Annotated in this window: 11 protein-coding genes; 5 read left to right on the top strand and 6 right to left on the bottom strand. The window is 66.8% G+C overall.

Going from position 1 to position 18,177, the window contains the following annotated elements:
* Positions 1-8 precede the first annotated feature (8 nt).
* The 4 genes from KF833_01605 to rpsT form a co-directional block, all read right to left on the bottom strand.
* Positions 9-1,034, bottom strand: coding sequence for a hypothetical protein (locus tag KF833_01605; protein ID MBX3743982.1), 1,026 nt, complete (start codon positions 1,032-1,034; stop codon positions 9-11).
* On the bottom strand, positions 1,031-2,341 hold the full coding sequence (gene purD, locus KF833_01600) for a phosphoribosylamine--glycine ligase (GenBank protein MBX3743981.1): 1,311 nt from the start codon (positions 2,339-2,341) through the stop codon (positions 1,031-1,033). The genes KF833_01605 and purD overlap by 4 nt, the downstream gene beginning before the upstream one ends.
* Before the next feature lie 43 nt (positions 2,342-2,384).
* Positions 2,385-3,434, bottom strand: coding sequence for a uracil-DNA glycosylase (locus KF833_01595; protein ID MBX3743980.1), 1,050 nt, complete (start codon positions 3,432-3,434; stop codon positions 2,385-2,387).
* 139 nt (positions 3,435-3,573) lie between these two features.
* Positions 3,574-3,849, bottom strand: coding sequence for a 30S ribosomal protein S20 (rpsT, locus tag KF833_01590; GenBank protein ID MBX3743979.1), 276 nt, complete (start codon positions 3,847-3,849; stop codon positions 3,574-3,576).
* Between the two features lie 171 nt (positions 3,850-4,020).
* Here rpsT and KF833_01585 point away from each other — a divergent pair, with 171 nt between their 5' ends.
* The 3 genes from KF833_01585 (at position 4,021) to KF833_01575 (ending at position 7,641) form a co-directional block, all read left to right on the top strand.
* Entirely contained in the window at positions 4,021-4,953 is a 933-nt protein-coding gene (locus tag KF833_01585) for a phosphoenolpyruvate hydrolase family protein (protein ID MBX3743978.1), read from the top strand.
* A gap of 97 nt (positions 4,954-5,050) precedes the next feature.
* Positions 5,051-5,485, top strand: a complete 435-nt coding sequence (locus KF833_01580) for a cupin domain-containing protein (GenBank protein ID MBX3743977.1) — start codon at positions 5,051-5,053, stop codon at positions 5,483-5,485.
* Positions 5,446-7,641 carry a PQQ-binding-like beta-propeller repeat protein gene (locus tag KF833_01575; GenBank protein ID MBX3743976.1) on the top strand — a complete coding sequence of 732 codons (2,196 nt, stop codon included), beginning with the start codon at positions 5,446-5,448 and terminating at the stop codon, positions 7,639-7,641. Before KF833_01580 ends, KF833_01575 begins: the two co-directional genes overlap by 40 nt.
* A 376-nt stretch (positions 7,642-8,017) precedes the next feature.
* On the opposite strand, the gene KF833_01570 is transcribed toward KF833_01575, so the two are convergent.
* Entirely contained in the window at positions 8,018-9,082 is a 1,065-nt protein-coding gene (locus KF833_01570; protein ID MBX3743975.1) for a dipeptide epimerase, read from the bottom strand.
* A gap of 114 nt (positions 9,083-9,196) precedes the next feature.
* Positions 9,197-9,736: a hypothetical protein gene (locus KF833_01565; protein MBX3743974.1), complete on the bottom strand. Its 540-nt coding sequence runs from the start codon at positions 9,734-9,736 to the stop codon at positions 9,197-9,199.
* Between the two features lie 260 nt (positions 9,737-9,996).
* On the opposite strand from KF833_01565, the gene KF833_01560 reads away from it, so the two are divergent.
* The gene (locus KF833_01560) at positions 9,997-13,479 is read left to right on the top strand and encodes a right-handed parallel beta-helix repeat-containing protein (GenBank protein ID MBX3743973.1); all 3,483 of its coding nucleotides are present in this window, start codon (positions 9,997-9,999) and stop codon (positions 13,477-13,479) included.
* Between the two features lie 87 nt (positions 13,480-13,566).
* Positions 13,567-18,162: a M4 family metallopeptidase gene (locus tag KF833_01555; GenBank protein ID MBX3743972.1), complete on the top strand. Its 4,596-nt coding sequence runs from the start codon at positions 13,567-13,569 to the stop codon at positions 18,160-18,162.
* Positions 18,163-18,177: the final 15 nt, after the last annotated feature.

Genomic DNA, 18,177 nt, shown 5'->3' with positions numbered 1-18,177 from the left:
CATGGGCGTCAACGCGAAAGACCCCCCTCCGGGGGCCCTGCCGCCCCCCGGGCAATACCGCCCAGGAGATCCAGGGCCCGGGCGAGCACCGGATCCCGAACCGGACGCCCGAATTCAGATTCCTGGGTTGGAACGGAGGCCCGAAGGCCGCGCTGGCGCCGGACCAGTTCGGCTTCGTTCACGCGGGTGGTTGTCGGTCCGGAGGCGATCGGCACTCCCCCCATCACCCGCCGGTATTCGTCCTCGAAATAGAGCTCCTGGTCCCGCTCCGACACCGCCACTTCAAGGTCCGGGACCCGTCCTTCCGGGGAAAGCGGGTCTTCACCCTCCACGCGCGCAGGGGGGCCTCCCAGGCGCACCCGGCCCCCTTCCGGAACCGAGGCTTCCCGGTACTCCCTGGCCTGACCGGCGGTGGTCTGGCCAAGGATGAGCGACATCCGGGCGCTGCGTCGAACGCCGGCCGCCAAAGCCTCCGCCGCGCCACGGGTCGAACCGTTGACGAGCACCAGGACGACCGCCAGTCCCTCCGGGGCGCGGGGTTCGATCGGCAGGCGGCGCTCTCCCACAGTCAGGGCCACCCCGGAACGGTTAGCCACCTGGGCGGCAACGGCGGTCGCCGCCAGGAAGTCGTTGCCATGGGCGAAGCGCAGATCAAGCACCAACCCTGACCAGGCATTCGAACGTGCCAGGGAGTCGAGGGCGTCCGCCATGGCCAGCGGCAGGGACTCGTCCACGCGCGCCACCCGGATGTACCCGTGATCGGTGGGGTACACGGCGACCCTGGAGACCGCGGGACCCAACGCTTCCGGGTGGGGGCCCATCAGGACGGCCGGGCTCAGGGCATCCAGATAGGCGTGGGGTTCAAGGTCGCCGGCATCCGGCCAGGACTCGTCGGGAGCTTCACCGACGAGCCATTCGCGAAGGACCTCCACCGGGGGCCAGGAACCGGCGGTGTCGGCCGGAAGCGGCAAGGCACCGAACAGGACGACCACCATCAACCAAGGGCGCAGAACGAAGGCGAACGGCGGATTCATTCGCAGGCAGGTCCGTGACCGAGGGCCTTGGCACCGATGTCGCGGCGGTAATGGGCGCCTTCAAACTGGACCAGATCCACCGCGGCATAGGCCCTTTCCTGAGCCTCCTCGAGCGTCGGGGCCCAGGCGGTGATCCCAAGGACCCGCCCGCCATTGGTGAACCAGCCGTGATCGCGCCAGGTGGTCCCGGCATGGAACGCCTTGACGTTGGGGAGGGAGGCGAGGCTTTCCAGCCCGAAGATCGGGTCGCCCTTCCGGGGGGTCCGGGGATAACCCTCCGCTGCCATCACCACGCAGACCGAAGCCTGGGAGGACCAGCGAAGGGGCACGTCCTTGAGGCAACCGCTCACCGAGGCGTCCAGCAGCTCGACCAGGTCGTTCTCGAGCCGGGTGAGGTACACCTGCGTCTCGGGATCTCCGAGCCGGGCGTTGAACTCAAGGACCTTGGGCCCTTGTGGGGTCAGCATGACCCCGGGAAAGATCACTCCCCGGAAATCGATGCCTTCCGCCGCGCAGCCGCGCTGCCAGGGCCCCAGAATATGCTGGGCCGCGCCGAGCAATTCGTCCTCCGTCAGGAACGGCGCGGGGGAATAGGTCCCCATCCCGCCGGTGTTGAGTCCCTGGTCGCCGTCCAGGGCCCGCTTGTGGTCCTGGGCGGTCGGAAAGAGCCGCGCCACATGCCCGTCGCACAAGGCGTGCAGGGAAATCTCCGTGCCCTCCAGCCATTCCTGGATCACCACCTGTTCCCCCGCGTCCCCAAAAACCCGTCGCACCATCATGTCGTCGATGGCCTCCTCCGCCTGCGCCAGGTCCTGCGCCAGCACCACCCCTTTGCCGAGGGCCAGACCGTCCGCCTTGATGGCACAACGCCCCTCCAGCCGGGCCGCAAACCGCTTGGCCGCATGGGCGTCGGTGAAGACCGCCGCCGCTGCCGTGGGAATCCCGTGCATCGCCATGAAGTTCTGGGCGAAGGCCTTCGAGGATTCGAACTGCGCCGCCCGGCGATTCGGACCCCAGATCCGGAGCCGGTGCTGCTGAAACCGATCCACCACCCCGAGCGCCAGCGGATTGTCGGGTCCCACCACCGTGAGATCGGGGCGCTGTTCCAACGCGAACTGGACCAGTCCCTCCACATCCTCCGCCGCGACCGGGACGCACTCCGGGGCCAGTCCGGTTCCGGCACAGCGTTCGAGCGTCATCGCCGAGTTTCCAGGGGCACACCAGATCCGTTTGGCGTGGGGCGACTGCGCCAGCTTCCACACCAGGGCGTGCTCCCGACCACCGGAGCCGATGACCAAGAGCTTCATCGTAAGGGGAGTCAATCAGGTCGCGCCCGTTCTGCCAAACATCTCATGCGCCGGGCGGCTTCAGGAAAAATCCCCGCATGCGCTCGGTGATAGGGCGCCCCAGCCGTTCCAGGACCAGCAGCATGTCTTCCCAAGTCTTGCGCTTCTCCCGGAATCCCCGGTCCGGGCCCCGCTCCGCCCGCAACAGGTAGGCGGGATGATAGGTCGGCATCACCGGAACCCCTTGGAACTGCTGCCACCGGCCACGCACCGATCCCAGCGTCGAAGTCAGCCCAAGCAGGCCCTGAACCGCCGTCGCCCCCAGCGCCACCAGCACCCTGGGCCGGATGATTTCAATCTGCCGCAGCAGGTAGGGCTTGCAGGTCTCCATCTCGTCCGGCCGCGGCGCCCGGTTGCCCGTCGAGGTGCCGGGCGGGAGATCCGGACGGCACTTCAGCACGTTCCCGATATAGACCGTGTCCCGCGAATACCCCATCGCCGTGATGATCCGGGTGAGCACCTGCCCCGCCGGCCCGACAAACGGCTCCCCGGCCAGATCCTCCTCGGCCCCAGGCGCTTCTCCGACAAACATCAGCTCGGCATCCAGATGGCCCACGCCGAAGACGACCTGCGTTCGCGATCGCGCCAGGTGTGAACACCGTTCGCATACCACAGCCCGTTGACGCAGTTCCTCCATGGCCGCGGCCTTGTCCGCGCCAGGAAGCGACGACCGGGATTCCACCGCAGCCGGAGGACGGACGGGGGCTTCCAGCCGGACCGGCTCGGGCACCGGCAGCGTGGGCGTCCGGGCGATCGGAGCTGGAGCCGGACGCGGTGCCACCGACAAGGGCGTTCGGACAGGTCCAGGCGCGGGCGCGGGCGTGGGCCGGGCCACCGGCGTCGGCGTCACCGACGCCACCGGACTTGAGACAGGACGGGCCATCCGGCCGGGAGAGCCTGCCGAGCGCGGCGGTGGGCGGCCGATCAGGGCATCGAGTAGCGCCCGGTCCACTGGGATGAACTGAATTCCGTCGGCCTGAAGGCGCTTCAGGTGACCGACGGTCGCATCCAGCAAATCGAGGAAGCTCGGGCGCACGTCCGAGCGTGAAGACATCCAGGCCAGTTTGCCAGCCGTTCGAGTGCGGAGGGTGGAGGATGAACCGGGAGCCCCCCAACCGATCGAATCGGACCCAGGCGAGCGTGGTGCCGGGAGCGACAGCCACGCGTAGGAACCGAACCAGGTCCTGGGACGGCTAAGCTTTGGCGGTCGCCGGGGCGGCGAGGCGGAGGGCAAGGCGCGACTTCTTCCGGCTGGCCCGGGCCGCCGGAATCACGCCCCGCTTGGCCGCCTTGTCGAGCGCCGAGACTGCCTCGCGCAAGGCCAGCTTCGCCTCGTCCGACTGCCCGGACGTGACCAGGGTGCGGTACTTCCTCTCCAGGGTGTGAAGACGGGACTTGACCGACTTGTTGCGCGCGTGACGGGTGGCGCTCAAGCGGGCGTATCTCTCGGCGGACTTGGTGTTGGGCATACGATCTACGTCGCGAAAAGACCGGGACCATGCCCGAACTCCCATCCCACTGTCAACCTCCCCCAAAACATCCCTGGCTGTCGGGATTCGAGACGACAACAGGCTGACAAGTGCCGCGCGATCTGGCACTCCTTGGCCCGTTCGCGCGTTCGACCAACCCCAACACCCGTCATGCCTAATCCCTGGACCGGCCGAGGCAATCCCTACACCCGAACCGAAGTGATCGAGCGCCTGCGCGCCACCCTGGACCAGGGCGACGCCATCATCGCGGCCGGCGCCGGGACGGGCATCAGCGCGAAGTTCATCGAGAAGGGCGGTGCCGACCTCCTGATCATCTACAACAGCGGGCGCTTCCGCATGATGGGGCATGGCTCGACCTGCGGGCTGATGGCCTACGGGGACGCCAATGCCATCGCCATGGAGATCGGCGAGTACGAGGTGCTGCCGGTGGTGGACGAGATCCCGGTCATCTGCGGGGTCCATGCCACCGACCCGCGTCGGCGCATGTGGCACTGGCTGTTGAAGGTCAAGGAGATGGGCTTCAGCGGAGTGAACAACTTCCCCACCCACACCATCGTGGATGGCCATTTCCGCGGTGTGCTGGAGGAAACCGGCATGAGCGTCCAGAAGGAGTTCGAGATGGTGGCGCTGGCCCGACGCATGGATCTCTTCTCCGTGGTCTATGTGGCCACGGCGCAGGAGGCCGTCGAGATGGCCAAGGCCGGCGCCGACGCCATCATCGCCCATGTCGGCACCACCGTCGGCGGCAGCATCGGGGTGAAGAACGCGGTGGTGACCTGGGATTTCGCCATCGAACGCACCCAGCAGATCATCGAGGCCGCCCGGCGCGTGCGGAAGGACATCCTCTTCCTTGCCCACGGCGGACCCATCAACACCCCCGCCGACGCCGAACGCATCCTGCGCACCACCGACGCCGTCGGCTTCGTCGGCGCGAGTTCCCTCGAACGCATGGGCGTCGAGGCGTCCCTGACCCAGTTGACCCGGGACTTCAAGGCGTTGAAGGCCCCGGCCTCGGCCAATCTAGCCAGGACGCTGGCCAGGACGCGTCCCGCCGGTCGCAAGAGCGCCCGGAGGAAGGGATGAAGGCGAGCCGGCCATCCGCCTCAGAGTGCGAAACGCGGATGCGTTCTCCTCGGCATCAGGCCAATGCCTGTCAGCGTCCCACAACCCCACGGTCCCCATGAATCCAACCCCATCCGCCCCCCGCCGTTTTGTCACCCTCGCCGATGCCTTGAAGGAGGAGTTCAAGGGTCGAACCAACTATTGGATCTGCCGCCCGGAAGTAGTCGAGGCCGAGCGCCTCCAGATCTGCCAGGCCACCCTGCCTCCGGGCAAAGGACATAACTTCCATACCCATCCCGAACTCGAGGAGGTGATCTACGTGCTCTCCGGCCACGTCGAGCAATGGGTCGAGACGTCGTCCCGCAGACTCGGCCCGGGCGATAGCGCGCACATCCCCGCCGGCGTGGTCCACGCCACCTTCAACCGTTCCGGGGACGATGCGGTGATCCTCGCAATTCTATCGCCGGCCGCCGCCAAGGGTCCGTTCCTCGTGGATGTGAGCGACCAGGAGCCGTGGCGATCCCTCGACCGCTCCACCCCGAACCCCGCCTGACTGTGGAGGTTCAGGGCGCCGCCGGGTGGGGACGCGCCTGGGGCGCGCTTCGGGTGGGAGCCTCACTTCTGTGGATTACTTGGGGTTGGGAGGCTGGAGCGCAGGCGGGGCGCGATTGGGCGGTGTACCACGGCGACGCCGCCGGGACCCATTACTCCAGCCTCCGCCAGATTCACCGGCGCAATGTCGCCCGGTTGCGCCCGGTCTGGGTGTACCGCTGCGACGATCGGCGCGATCGGCCCCCGACCACCATTCAATGCAATCCGCTGATCCTTGACGGCATCCTCTACGGTACGACTCCCGGGATGAAGGTGTTCGCCCTCGACGCGGATACCGGGCGCGAACGCTGGGTGTTCGATCCGTGGGCCGGCCGTCCCGGGAGCGGAGTGAACCGCGGTCTGGCTTGGTGGGGTGAAGGCCACGAACGCCGGCTCTTCTTTGCCGCCGGTCCGCGCCTGTTCGCCCTCCGTGCCGACTCCGGCGAACCTGTTCCCGAATTCGGGCCAGGCGGATTCATCGACTTGCGCCAGGGCCTTGACCAGGACGCCTTCGACCTCCCGGTGCTCGCCCCGACACCCGGGGTGGTCTTTCGCGATCTGTTGATCATGGGATCGTCAATCCCCGACACCTTGCCGCCGACGGCTCCGGGTCATATCCGGGCCTTCGATGTCCGGACCGGCGAACGACGCTGGATCTTCCACACCCTCCCGCACCCGGGCGAATACGGGTACGAGACCTGGGGCCCCGACAACTGGCAGATCAACGGCGGCGCCAACGCCTGGGGTGGCCTCACGCTGGATGTCCACCGGGCCATCGTCTACGCCGGCACCGGATCGGCCAATTCCGACCATTACGGCGGCGATCGGCCCGGTATGAACCTGTTCGCCAACTGCACCCTCGCCCTCGACGCAGCCACCGGGGAACGCCGCTGGCACTTTCAGACGGTTCATCATGACCTTTGGGACTACGACCTCCCCTGCCCTCCGGTTCTGTTGACGCTGCGCCGCGGATTCCGCCGGATCGACGCCGCGGCGCAGATCACCAAGATGGGCCATCTGTTCGTCTTCGATCGCGTGACCGGCCGGCCACTCTTCCCAGTGGAAGAACGCCCCGTACCCGCCTCCGACGTTCCTGGCGAAGTCGGCTGGCCCACCCAGCCATTCCCGGTGCGACCCCCACCGTTTGCCCACCAGGGGATGAGCGAGGACGACGTCACGACACGCTCCCCGGAAGCTAGGGCTGCTGTCCGCAATCGCCTGAGGGAAATGCGGTCCCAGGGGCTCTTCACCCCACCCTCGACACGGCCCACCGTGGTGATGCCGCAGTTCAACGGCGGCGGCGAATGGGGCGGCGCGGCCGTTGATCCACCGCACGGCTGGCTCTACGTCAACGCCAGCAACGAGCCCGAATGGATCCAGATGTTCCCCGCCCGGCCGAAGGAGGCCCTCACCCGGTATGAACTGGGGAACCACCTGCACCGAGCGCTTTGTGCTCAATGTCATGGCGGAGGCCGTCCGGACCTTCCCGGCTCGGTTTCGTTGCGGGACGTCCGGGAGCGGCTTTCGCGCGAGGCACTGATCGACCTCCTCCTGTCGGGCCGCGGCCAGATGCCGTCGTTCGCCAACCTCTCAGACCTCGAACGGGACGCCGTGGCGACCTACCTCTTCGGTGAACGTGGGGGTGAGACGGTGCCTCTCGATTCGACCCAGGCCGCCTGGGCCAACCGCATCCCCTGGCTGGCCAACGGGCACCCTGAACTCCGCGATCCCGATGGTTTCCCTGCCACCCGTCCGCCTTGGGGAACCCTCACCGCGGTGGACCTGAATCGCGGTCGAATCGCCTGGCAAGTGCCGCTGGGCACTTATCCCGAACTGGAAAGACGCGGCATGCCGCCGACGGGCACTTTCAATATCGGCGGCCCGATCGCGACGGCCGGGGGCCTGGTGTTCATCGCGGCGACCATGGACGAGCGATTCCGGGCCTTCGACTCTCGCACCGGCGATGTGCTCTGGACCTTTCAACTCGATGCAGGAGGCTACGCGACACCTGCGACGTACCAGGTTGGGGACCGGCAATACGTGGTGATCGCTGCTGGCGGCGCCGGCAAACCGGGCACCCGACCCGGCGACGCCTACTGGTGCTTCGCCCTTCCCTGATCCATTCCCGCGCCAAACGCCAAACGGGGCCGGTGAGCCAGTGCACGCTGGAGAGTGGGCACCAAGCACCGCTCCCAGCACGGCTGAAGAAGGGGATCCCAAACGCCAACTGCGCGACCGATGGGCAACGAAGTAATAAGGCTGACGCAAAGTTATTGACGCTTGACGCCGACAACAAAACTAAGCCTGCCACTAGACTAGAATAAATAATAAAACTGACTCAAAGAAATTGACGCTGACAATGACAATAAAAATTAGACTGACACAATAAAAGACAGCAATTTGTCTGACTCTTAATTGTTGACCGCAATGGCCGGTTAATGCGTGTCCAAGGGGGTATGGTTGTCTCGACTTCGGCCGGGCGGGTTGGGCAATATCAGGTCCCCGCCCGGCGCGTCACCCGCAGGCCGTGAACCTCGGATGCGTCGGCCCATGACAACACCCCGGCGTTTGCCGTGAGGCCTTGAAATGGGTCGTTGGTCACCAGAAGATTCCCGTCGAGGTCCAGGTAATCCGTGAGGTCCGCCAGGTGCGCCGCTGCGGCGATCAGGACGCTGCTCTCGATCATGCAGCCGAGCATCGTCTTCAGTCCGGCATTGCGGGCCGCTTGAAGGGCGGCGTGGGCGCCAGTGATGCCTCCGGTCTTCACCAGCTTCACGTTCACCGAAGCGAAACATCCGAGCACCGCTGGCAGATCCGAGGCGTCCCGGTACGATTCATCCGCCATCAGCGGAATCGGAGAGCGGGCGTGAAGCCATTCCCGGTCGGCACGGGGCGTGCCGGCCGGCATCGGCTGTTCAACGAATTCAATGCGCCCGTCGGTGGCCAGCCATTCGAGTTCGCGCAGCGCATGCTCCCGCGTTTTCCAGGCCTCGTTGGCATCCACACGGACCGGCTTTTCCGGGGCCGCCGAGCGGAGAGCGGCGAGGTTTTCGCGGTCGGAGGCGCTCCCCAGCTTTAGTTTGAGGATCGGATACGGTTCCGCCTCCAGGACTTTGGCGCGGATCACCTCCGGGGTATCGAGGCCGATGCTGAAGGACGTCACGTGCCGGCCCTCGGTGAACGGAACCCCCAGAAAAGTATGCACCGCCTGGCGCGCCTTCCGGGCCGCCCCGTCGAGTAGCGCGATATCCAGAGCGCACCGCGCCGCGGGAGATTCCGGCCCCAGTTCCTGCAAGTAGGCCCGGCTCGCCTCGAGGTCGTCCCACGACAACCGGGTGCCATCCACCGTCTTCAGGACTTCCCGGACCGACTCCGGCGACTCGCCATAGCGCGTGGAAGGAGCACTTTCGCCCCAGCCCTCGATTCCATCCGCATCCCGTATGCGAACCAGCACCACCGGGAAGGTGTCGGTGCCGTCTCCCCCGCCGGGACCGGTGCGACTGGCAATGGCCCAGCGATGGGCGAGATGGAGATCGAATGGCTCAACGTGCAGATCCACGCACCGATTGAAACCGGACTTTTTGCCCGGTGCCAACCCGGAGTCTCCCCAAGTTCTCAACGAGCAGCCGACGCCTTTCAGAAGGGCTGCCGGAACGGCGGGCGCCGTGCGTCCTCAAGGCTTTTCAGATCGAAAGCGGAACCGCTGCCCTCCCACGGTGGCCTCCGCCATCAATCCTGTCAGGGGACGCGTGAAAATCAGGACCCCCTCGACGTACCGTGCGTTCTTGGCGGCGCCCTCTGCGGCAGCTACGGCCCCGATCTGGGCGCTCATCTCGAGTTTGCTCTCTTTGAGTCGGTCCAGCGCCGCCGAATCCTCGAACAGCACCAGTTGGGCGAACGCTTGGCCGCCGACCTGCAACCCGAAGGTCACCTGCGTCAGCACAACCTCCCCAATCAATCGCCCCTGCTCGAACGCCTGCCCCGTCCCCCGGGCACCCCCGAATACGAGCCCGCCCTTTCCAACCGACGGGAACACCGCGTAGCCGACCGCTCCTGTCAACCTCTCCGCCAAGGTGGAGTCGGCCCGTTGAAACGAGGCAAGAGCCGTCCCCACCTGTTCCGAAAGCGTCGGCTCATCCTTCGGCCAAGCCACCGGACCATTGAGCACCAGCGCTGCGCCTGCCAAAGCCAGCCATCGAAGGGTTGTCGTCATGGCCCTCACTCTCGCCCTTACCCGGATCCGGGCAAGCCGGCAGAACCAAGGCGCCCGCAGGGAGGTTCTGGGCTGCTCCAAACTACTATAGGACTGGCATATAGAAATTGACACGCCTTTGGGGGGTGTACCGGCTCAGGACAGGAGGGCAGGAAGAGGAATTGATGACCAGGGCAAGGGCAAGTCCGGTCAATACCTTAGCAAATTTTGCGTAGCAAAATCTCGCAGACCGCGGAGGATGCGCAGGTGTGAGGTCAGCCATGCGAGGTCGCTGTGGCGTGCGATGGTCGGCATGGTGGTTGGGGATCGTGCTCCTCGTTCCCTCGGCGTCGGCCGCCATCTGGCATGTTCGGTCCACGGGTTCGGATGCGGCATCCGGCAGTTCCTGGACTTCGGCGAAGCGGTCCGTGGCGGCGGCGTTGGCCCAGTCCAGTGAAGGCGACGAGGTTTGGGTGGCGGCGGGGATCTATTTCGAGCGGATCGCTCTGCAGAATGAGGTGGCCCTCTACGGCGGCTTCGAGGGAACCGAGACAGCTCGCGACCAACGCGATTTCAACCGCCACCTCACCATCCTCGATGGAGAAGCGGCGGGTACGGTCGTGCGATGCGAAAGTGCAGGCGCCACGCCGGCGACGCGCCTGGACGGCTTCGTGGTGCGGAACGGCCGTGGCGTCCTGGGCGGCGGGATCGCGTGCACCGCCACCTCCCCCACCCTCGCCAACAATCTCATCACCGGGAACGTCTCGCTGGGACCCGGCGGCGGAATCTGCTGCTACAACGGTGCCAACCCGGTGATTCTGAATAACCGCATCCTGGGAAACCGGGCCGAGGGCGACGACGCGGACGGCGGGGGCATCGCCTGCATGGCCGGGCGTCGTGGCAATCTGGGTTCGTCCCCTTGGATCGTGGGCAACCTCATCGCCCGGAACCAGGCGGGCGAGAACGGGGGCGGTATCGTGGCCCGCGACATCTTCGTCTCGGAGGACGGGCAGGTGGTGGTGCCCAGTGCCCCGCGAATCCTGAACAACATCCTGGCGGAGAACATCGCCACCCAACCCCCGCTGGGAGATCGCAGTCTGGGGGGCGGCGCCATTGCCTGCGTGAATGACGGCATGGCGGAGGTGGTGGCCAACAACCTCATCGTCGCCAATAGCGGCTGGCAGGCCGGCGGGATTCTCCTGGTGGGCGGTGCCCGCGACCATCCTCAGGTCATCAACAACACCCTGGCCGGGAACAGCGGTCCCGCCCTCCGCTGGCTCGGTGTCCGTTCCATCCGAATCGCCAATAATCTCATTGCCTTCAATGCCGCCGGGCTTTCCCGTTCGATCGATTCGCCAGGCGGACCCGTCACCGCCTCCCACAACCTGTTGCATGGCAATCAACTCGACTACGACGGTCTCGCCGATCTCACCGGGCAGGACGGGAATCTCTCCTTCGATCCCCGCTTCGCGGGCTTTTCCCACGGGGACTATCGCCTGACCGCCACCTCGCCCTGCATCCAGGCGGGGGATGACTCGGCTGTGGCGTCCGACTGGCGGGATCTCCATGGCCAGCCACGGATCCGGGGCGGGCGGGTCGACATCGGGGCCGAGGAATGGGACGGGAACGTCCGCGTCCCCTTGCTCCGGGTTCTGCGCGTGCATCCTTCGGGCGACGATCTTCGCGACGGTGCGTCCTGGACGGGCGCGAAGCGGACGATTGCAGCTGCCATCGCCGCCCTGCATGAGGCCGCTCTGGATGCGGCTCCCGGGATTGGGGGTGGCGAGATCTGGGTGGCTGCCGGCACCTACCGCGAAAATCTGGTTCTCCCGCCCCATGTGCATCTTTACGGGGGCTTCGTCGGAGGCGAGATCACGCGGGCAGAGCGCAATCCGGACGCGCACGCGACGGTCATCGACGGAACTTCCCGCAATCGGGTCCTGCTCATCTGGGGTGGCCATCGAGTCCACACGGTGGATGGATTCCGCGTTCAAGGCGGCCGGTTGACTGGCGGACCCTCCGACCAGGGGGGCGGCATGGAGTGCTACTACTCCGGACCGCGCATCGCCGGATGCACCGTGACGGGCAACGTCGCCAACCTGGGCGGCGCCATTGGCGGTTTCGGGGCCGACCCCTGGATCACCGATTGCCGGCTTACCGACAACGCCGCCGGCGCCGATGGACGCGGCCTCGGGGGCGGCATCCACCTGGACCGCTCCCTTGGAACGATCGAGCGGTGTGTCCTTGCCCGGAATGCGGCCTCGGATGGCGGCGGCCTCTTCGCCTCGTTCAGCCAGCCTCGGATTCTTGATTGCGAAATCGCCGACAATTCAGGCAAGGGCATCTCCCTCTGGAACAGCCGCGGTCTGGGCTGGACCCTGGCCGACCGCCTCGAAGTCGCCCGCAATCGGATTCTGCGAAATGTGACCTCGCACGAGGGAGCCGGTCTCCATGTCCTCTTCTGTGCCGGTCGCATCGTCAACAACCTCGTCCTGCTCAACCGAAGCGGGACCCTCGAAGGAGGCGGCTACGGGGGAGGCATGTCCCTCACCGGCGGCGAGGACGGCGGAGGAACCCTCCTGGTCGCCCACAACTCCATCCTCGGCAACACCGCGGAATTCTTCGGTCTCAATTTCGGAGGCGGCATCCACCTGTATCTCCTTGCCCACCCCACCCTCGTGCTGGCGAACAACATCATCGCCCACAACAGCAGCGGCCTCTTCAATCGTCAGGCCAGCCCGGTCAGCCCCCTTCTCGTCCGTAACAACGTCTTCGCCAACCAGGACCGCGACTACCAAACCGTTGGCGCCTTCGGCATCCCCGGCGCTCCCTTGTTCCATCCTTCGGACCTGTCCGTCGATCCCCGCTTCCGCTCCCTCGATGGCGATTTTCGACTCCAACCCGGCTCGCTGTGCATCGACGCAGGAGATCCAGCGTTCGCCCCCGAGAACGACGCGGATGGCCTGCCGCGCCCGCTCGATGGCGACGCCGACGGCTTCCCCGGCGCGGATCTCGGTGCCTACGAAATGGTTCACCCCACGGTCGTCGGGCAGATCCAGTTCCCGGCGCCGACGGCGGTCGTCCACATGGCCGACGGGGAATGTCGCCTCACCCTGAGGCGAACGGTCGGACTGGCCACTGCTGTGGCTGTCCCTTTTGCCACCTTCGAGGGCACCGCCCGCGCCGGCACCGACTTCGAGGCGGTCCAGGGACAGGTGACCTTAGCCGGCGGACAGTCCGTCGCCGAGATTCGGATTCCCCTGCATCGGGATCGGTTGGGACTGGAACCCCGCACCTTCACGGTTCGGCTATCCGATCCGGGGGGAACCGCCCGGCTGGGGTCTCCAGCCGAAGTCCTCGTAACCCTGCATCCCGTTCGCCCGTGGGCCGAAGCCAACCCCTGGAACATCCCCGATTCCTGGATTCAGCAGCATGGCCTCGTGCTGACTGCCACCTCGGATGCGGACGGCGACGGCTTCCTGGACCGCTTTGAGTATGTGGCCGGCACGGATCCGACCCGGGCCGATTCGCTGCTTCGCCTCTTGTCGGTCACCCGCGGACCCGATGGGCGGGCACTGATCGTGACCTGGTCCAGCGTGCCCGGAAAACGCTATGCCGTTCGCCGGTCATCGTCGCTCACCGGTGCCGGTCCGTTCGGCACGCCCATGGTCACGGGACTTACTGCCTCCGGTGCGGTCACGTCCTGGACGTCGCCTCCGGGAACGGAGCCCCACGGATTTCTGCTCGTTGAAGTCGAACCATGACGGATCGGGGATGTCGTCACCGGCCGCCCGGCCCTGGCAGCCGGTCATCGGACACCCTCCGACCCGTGCGCAACCCAAGGGCCAAAGATGAAACAGCGTCGCCTCGCCGGTTGGATCGCCACCGGCCTTCTCCTGGCAGTTGCCGGGTGGCTGTGGATCAGCCGGCTTGCAGCACCGGACCGCCGGCCGGCGGACTTCAGTATCACCGCCCTCACCGTCATCCCCACGAATGCCGTGGCCGTCCGCGATCCGGAGCGGGCCACGAGGCTCGACAAGGCGCCCGATCTGATCGAGCGCGCCCGGAACGCGCGGGAACGTCCGGGGGATCCACTGGGCGTGGAGGCCGCTCGCGACCGGGTCGCCCGGCAGATCCTTGACGGTCTTCGCGCCAGGGTCGGTCCCGACACCGGGGCGTCTCGAGCGCCTCTCCGCGGTCAGCCTCGCGATCGCGGACGCCGAGGCCTGGACGCGGAACAGCAGGCCGCCATCGATGCGGTGGCGGACCGGATCGGACCCGGCGGTTCCCTCCAGATGGATGGTCCCAGCGGAACCCTGCGCTGGTTGCGGGGGGATCTGTCGTTCCTTGCCGAAGGCAATCCGGCGTATGCCGCGGCCCGGGAACGGGCCGACTACGCGGGCATGGCCATGGCCACGGTGTCGTCCCTGGCCCGCCTGATGCGCATCCGGGATCCGGACGCCGAATGGGTCGCCCAGGATCCGGACGCCGACGAACTCGGCATGATCCATGTCCGGCTTAATCGGCAACACCATGGCTTCCCCATCGACGGAGCCCAGGTGGTGGTCCACTTCAGCCCGGCCGGAATTCCCGTCGGAATCGGCGGCGCCTATGCCGCCACCCCGGCGGGACTCGATCGTCCGGTGTTCTCCCTCGATGACGCCGGGGCGATCGAACGGGTCCGGGCTGCCGTGAACGCTGTCGGGCCGCCACTCGTTCCCCCGACGGTCACCCGTCTCTACTACTGGAACCCGCAGGTCAGTCCTGTCCCTGCCTACCGGGTGGAGCTGGTTCCCTCGGTCGGCTCCGGCTGGCGGGTGTATCTGGCCGCATCGGATGGAAGCGTCCTCCGGGTCACGCCCACGGTTTATCGCGCTGCGGCGGTGGGAGGAGCGGCGGATCTGCTTGGGCAGTCGCGCCCGGTGCACTCCTGGCAGCAGGGTTCGGAGTTTCTGGCGATCGACACCTCGCTGCCGATGTACGACGCCGCCCGGTCGCAACCCCCGGTGTACACGAACATGGCCGGCGCCATTTGCGTGTTCGATGTCGGACAGCGCGATGTCGAGGTGGCGCTGCGCGAAGGGGTCGGCTACGCCCGGGCCAACCACCCCAACGCCTGGGATCCCACGGTGGTGAGCGTGATGAACCATTTCCGCGAGATCTACCGGTACTACGAGGAAACCCATCAACGCCGCTCATTCGACGGTCGGGGGATCAACATCACGGGCCTGATCCATGCCCGGTTCAAGGATTCCCAGGGCCGGCTCTACCAGGACAACGCCTTCTTCAATCCCAACCTGAACCTCATGGTCTTCGGGGATGGCGAGCAACACACGGCCCCCGGAATGCTCCCTGCCGCCCTCGATATCGCCGCCCACGAACTGACCCACGGTGTCGTCGATAACGCCGCCGCCTTCCGCTACGAAAACCAGCCCGGCGCCCTCCACGAACACATGGCCGACTTCTTCGCCTGCATGGTCGATCGAGACGACTGGCTGCTGGGCGAGGATACCATGGGTTCCCTGCCGCACGCCGCCTGGAGGGATCTCAGCAATCCTGCAAACCCAAACGTCAAGGAACCGGGCCCCAAAACCATGGCCGAGTACCGCAACCTGCCCAACACCCCCGAGGGCGACCTCGGCGGCGTGCATGTCAATTCCACCATCCCCAGCTACGCCGCCTTCCTCTTCGCCGATGGACCCGGAGGCCTCGGACGCGCCCGGGCCGAGCGCATCGTCTATCGCGCCCTCACCCGCTACATGACGCAGTACTCGGCCTTCATCGATTACCGGCGGGCCGCGGTCGCCGCGGCCACGGATCTTCATCCTGGCGGAACCGAGGCCGGCGTCGTTGCCGCCGCCTTCGATGCCGTCGGGATTCTCGACGGCGAGGCCACCCCGCCTCCCACGCCGGTTCCCGCCACCACCGGCGACGAACGGGTCGTCTTCCTCCGGGCCGAGCGCGATCCATGGTTCAATCTGCTCCTGGGCTACAGCTTCTTCGTCATGGATGCCCAGCAGTTCGAAGCCGTGTCGTTCAACCTCCTCCAACCCGTCCGTCCTGCCGTTTCCGGCGACGGCACCTGGGCGCTCTACGTTGGCGAGGACCACAATGTCTATTGGACCGACGGCTCCGCGACCGATGAACCCCTCACCGACACCGGCGATATCCGCACCATCGCCCTGTCCAAGGACCTGACCCGCGTCGCCTTTACCACCATGGCCTTCGATCACCGCATTCATGTGCTCGACGTGGCGGCGGACGCGGTGCTGACCGGTGAAATCCGGATCCCCAATCGAAACGGAGACGACCTGGCCGCTGGCTTCGCCGATGTCCTCGCCTTCAATTGTATCGGGGACGTCCTGTACTTCGATGCCTGGACCGAAGGCAGCCTGGCCCAGGCGGACTACGGCTGTTGGGGGCTCTTCGCGCTGCGGGTCAAGGATCTGCAATGCCGCCTCCTGCTACCCCTCAGTCCCGGCCTTCAGGTGGGCAATCCGTCCCCCGCGCATACCCTGCCGGGATATCTCGTTGCGGACTACGTGTTCACCACCAACGGCCAAGTCACCCTCGGCATGGTGTCCCTCGATCTTGGCCAGAACCGGCTCGGCGTCCTCCTCTCGGGACTCCCCATCCTCGCCACCCCTTCCCTCCGCGGCGATGATCGACGGCTGGTCTTCAGCACCTGGCGTGACGGACTGCATTTCCTCCATGAGGCCATGCTGTCCGCCGACCGCGATGCCCTCGTGCCAGGGGCCCCTTCCGCCCTCCTTTGGTCGGTCGCGGAACTCGTCTATCCCGTCGCCTTCCGCACCGGCAGCTACGCGCCGCCCGCCGGTCGCCTTGAAGTCTCCCCCGCCAGCCTCGATTTCGGAATCGTCGCCACCGGCGGCACCCTCGGGCGCACTCTTGAAGTCCGGAATACCGGCAACGCCGACCTCGAACTCATCGGGGCCTCCCTGGAAGGCGCCGCGACAGACGCCTTCCGCCTGGTGTCGCCCCTCGACGCACGCCTGGCACCCGGGCGCCTTCAGTCCCTGGAGGTGTCCTTCACCCCCGCGAGCGCCGGACCGCACGTTGCGACGCTTCGCTTCCGGACCACGGCGCCCGGGCAGCCGGACATCGCCCTCGGCCTCGCGGGCACCGGAGACACCGGCCCGGCCTCCGATCCGTGGCAGGAGGTGTGGCAGGACTTCGAAGACCGCTATTCCTACTTCGGACACAAGGGCGTTGATTGGGACGCGGTGCTCGAGTCCGAACGGCCCGGGTTCCAGGGCCTTGCTCCCGCGCAGTTCGGTCAACGCCTCAACGATGTCCTCCAGATCCTCCACGACTGGCATGTCAACGTCCGGCTCCCGGACGGCACGTGGCTGGGATACCGCGGCGAGTATCCCCGGAACCATCCCCTGACGCTCTATGCCGGCTACACCGGAGGCTCGGACTACGCGAATCTCCGCGATGCCAACGTGCTCTATCACGCGCGATTGACGGGCAACATCGCCCACCTGGTTGTCGATACCCTGGACCAGGGAGCCTTCTCGACGATCACCGATGCGGACCTGGATGCGGTCTTCGCCACCCACGCCGGCGCCGAGGGATGGATCCTCGACCTCCGCAACAACAGCGGTGGCAACGAAGCCAACGCCGCCCGCATCGCCTCCCGGTTCATCCACGAAACGCGGACCTACGGGTACGTGCGGTACCGGATCCCCAAGTCCCGCCCCCACACCTTCGAGCCGTTCCTCGAAAAGACCCTTCAGCCGGCCGCCTCGGGTCCTGTGCTCCAACCGGTCGCGGTCCTGATTGGCCAGCGCTGCATGAGTTCCGCGGAATGGTTCACCCTCATGATGCAGGTCTGTCCCAACGCCGTGCTCATGGGTGACCGAACCCGTGGCGCCTCGGGCCATCCCGAAGCCCGCACCCTCCAGGCACTCGACATCGAGTACTCGATCAGCCGTTGGATCGCCTATGATGCCGAACAACGCCCCTTCGAAGACCATGGGATCGCCCCGGCCATCGCCGTGGATCCCGGTCGCAGCTTCGATGACGCCCTCCAGCGGGACTACGTCCTCGAAGCGGCCCTCGATTACCTCGCCTGGCGACGACAATTCGGAGGGGCGCTCCCCCACGTCTCGGGACGGTCCGATCGCGACGGCGACGGTCAGTCGGACATCGCCGAATACCTGGCAGGCACCGATCCCACCCGGGCCGACGATCGGTTCGGGTTGGATCCGAGGGGAATCCGGCGTGCGGCCGGCGGGGGCATCGAACTCCGCTGGTCGTCGAGGGCGGACCGGCGGTATCGCGTGCTCCGGGCCTCCGCGGTCCACGGCCCATATCAGGCGGTCGCCCACGGCATCGTCGCCACGCCCCCGACCAACCTCCATCTCGATGCCAGTGCCACCGGTCCGGGCCCGTGGTTCTACCGGCTGGAACTCGTTCCCTGATGCCCCCGGGATCCA

Source organism: Verrucomicrobiia bacterium (assembly GCA_019634625.1).
GTDB lineage: Bacteria > Verrucomicrobiota > Verrucomicrobiia > Limisphaerales > CAIMTB01 > CAIMTB01.
This window is presented reverse-complemented; position numbering and strand designations above follow the sequence as displayed.

Excerpts from the sequence above, each read along its gene's own strand:
- KF833_01605 (MBX3743982.1), bottom strand. The coding sequence starts at position 1,034 with ATGAATCCGCCGTTCGCCTTCGTTCTGCGCCCTTGGTTGATGGTGGTC.
- purD (MBX3743981.1), bottom strand. The coding sequence starts at position 2,341 with ATGAAGCTCTTGGTCATCGGCTCCGGTGGTCGGGAGCACGCCCTGGTG.
- KF833_01595 (MBX3743980.1), bottom strand. The coding sequence starts at position 3,434 with ATGTCTTCACGCTCGGACGTGCGCCCGAGCTTCCTCGATTTGCTGGAT.
- rpsT (MBX3743979.1), bottom strand. The coding sequence starts at position 3,849 with ATGCCCAACACCAAGTCCGCCGAGAGATACGCCCGCTTGAGCGCCACC.
- KF833_01585 (MBX3743978.1), top strand. The coding sequence starts at position 4,021 with ATGCCTAATCCCTGGACCGGCCGAGGCAATCCCTACACCCGAACCGAA.
- KF833_01580 (MBX3743977.1), top strand. The coding sequence starts at position 5,051 with ATGAATCCAACCCCATCCGCCCCCCGCCGTTTTGTCACCCTCGCCGAT.
- KF833_01565 (MBX3743974.1), bottom strand. The coding sequence starts at position 9,736 with ATGACGACAACCCTTCGATGGCTGGCTTTGGCAGGCGCAGCGCTGGTG.
- KF833_01560 (MBX3743973.1), top strand. The coding sequence starts at position 9,997 with ATGCGAGGTCGCTGTGGCGTGCGATGGTCGGCATGGTGGTTGGGGATC.
- KF833_01555 (MBX3743972.1), top strand. The coding sequence starts at position 13,567 with ATGAAACAGCGTCGCCTCGCCGGTTGGATCGCCACCGGCCTTCTCCTG.